Source organism: Ochrobactrum sp. SFR4 (assembly GCF_019730395.1).
Lineage (GTDB): Bacteria > Pseudomonadota > Alphaproteobacteria > Rhizobiales > Rhizobiaceae > Pseudochrobactrum.
The window spans coordinates 1-352 of record NZ_JAAPBB010000393.1 but is presented as its reverse complement, the minus strand read 5'-3'; the positions used below and the strand labels follow the sequence as shown (position 1 = coordinate 352).

Below are 352 nucleotides of genomic sequence, written 5' to 3'. Positions count from 1 at the left end.
CCTTGAAAACGGCAAGAAATTCAAATCCCTCAAGCGCCATCTGTCGTCACAGCACGGCATGACGCCTGATGAATATCGCGCCAAGTGGAACCTGCCCGCAGATTATCCAATGGTTGCCCCCGGCTATGCCGCAGCACGCTCGCAGCTCGCAAAAGAAATGGGCTTGGGACGCAAGAAAAACACCCGCAAACGCGCCGCATAAGGCGCGATCGCGTGTCGTGATGTCGCGCTTTTCAATCATATAAATCACGACAATCATTGATATTTTTGTGAAATTCTGTATTATACAGAATGTAAGTTTTGCAAAAATGCGAGTGGCAATCTCATGAGTGAAAAGACGATTACAAGCGTC

The 352-nt window shown here is 48.3% G+C and carries 1 protein-coding gene; it reads left to right on the top strand.

Going from position 1 to position 352, the window contains the following annotated elements:
• On the top strand, positions 1–202 hold a 202-nt coding region (locus tag HBA93_RS19520), incomplete at its 5' end, for a Ros/MucR family transcriptional regulator (protein WP_221724396.1).
• Positions 203–352: the final 150 nt, after the last annotated feature.